Origin of the sequence: Paenibacillus sp. P3E, from assembly GCF_001909045.1 — a bacterium.
Lineage (GTDB): Bacteria > Bacillota > Bacilli > Paenibacillales > Paenibacillaceae > Paenibacillus_AQ > Paenibacillus_AQ helianthi.
In genome coordinates this window covers 1-1,133 of sequence record NZ_LVWH01000121.1, presented here as the reverse complement: position 1 = coordinate 1,133, position 1,133 = coordinate 1, and the positions used below count along the sequence as shown (strand labels likewise).

Genomic DNA, 1,133 nt, shown 5'->3' with positions numbered 1-1,133 from the left:
GATTTAAATTGATGTTTTCGATATCTTTTTGTTTTATCTTATTAATTGATTCAGAATATGTTAAACTATCACGAATGTCCAAAAAGGTTAGCGGGAGTTCCTGCTTTTTCAATACAACTTGGACCGGATTTTCAATCTTATCCCATATGAACACAGTCATTAACATTTTGTTTGATGTTATAACATATTCCCATGCTTTAGAAAAGTATTCATATTCCAAATCACCCTTCAATTCAATCACAAGTTGTTCATGATATTTTCCATTATGTTCCTCATTATTCAAAAAATGAAATAACATCCCTTCTTGCATGGTTGTTAGAGGCAATATTTGTTCAACATTTGCTTTATTTAGCTTCATTATCCTTGTGCCCCCTGTATCTCATATTGTTTCTTTATTTTATTTACGGTTTGTGTAAGATGATCAACTACAATATCCTCGCTATCTTTTATGAAGAAGTGTCCACCATAAAAAGCCTTAAATGTACAATATTTATTAGAGTACTGCTTCCATTCTTTCATTTGTTTTTCTCTAAGTTCGTCTTGCATCTCATATATTACGTGCAGGTCGCAATTCATTTTTCGTCTAAGAATACCTTCATAATTCTCAATAATCCTAAAGTCACTTCTGAGAATTGGCATGATAAATTCAAGCCAATCCCCATCATTGAGAAGTTCCATCGGTGTCCCGCCATACTGCTGAATCTCTTCTAGAAATAAGCGTTTCGAAAGTTGATGTATCTTCTTTTCTGTTTTTAAGATGTGGGGCGGGCTTATTGAGGATATGATGATACATTCTGGAAGCGGTGATTCTGAATGCAACATCTTATAGTAAAGTTCATATGCAATAATACCTCCCATACTGTGCCCAAACAAAAAGTACGGAGTATTTACGTTTTTTGAAACAATCTGATTATAAACGTCATTAATAATTTCGTTCATACTTGAACATAATTCTATTGAGTATCGGCTTCCTCTTCCGGGTAACTCAATTGGGATGACTTCAAGCCATGCAGGTGTCTTACTATTCCATTTGCTATAGATGGTAGATGAACCACCGGCGTGCGGAAAGCAAAACAAGTTTACTTTTTCCAACATACTCTTCATCTCTAATCTAATATAGTATAGTATCTAAA

General features: G+C 33.9%; 2 protein-coding genes. Both read right to left on the bottom strand.

Annotated features, from left to right (window positions below):
* On the bottom strand, window positions 1-358 hold a 358-nt coding region (locus tag A3842_RS11370; protein ID WP_143186248.1), incomplete at its 3' end, for a condensation domain-containing protein.
* Window positions 358-1,095, bottom strand: a complete 738-nt coding sequence (locus A3842_RS11365; protein WP_256701665.1) for a thioesterase II family protein — start codon at window positions 1,093-1,095, stop codon at window positions 358-360. The genes A3842_RS11370 and A3842_RS11365, both read right to left, overlap by 1 nt.
* Window positions 1,096-1,133: the final 38 nt, after the last annotated feature.

Coding starts and splice junctions, on each gene's coding strand:
- A3842_RS11365 (WP_256701665.1), bottom strand. CDS start 1,095: ATGTTGGAAAAAGTAAACTTGTTTTGCTTTCCGCACGCCGGTGGTTCA.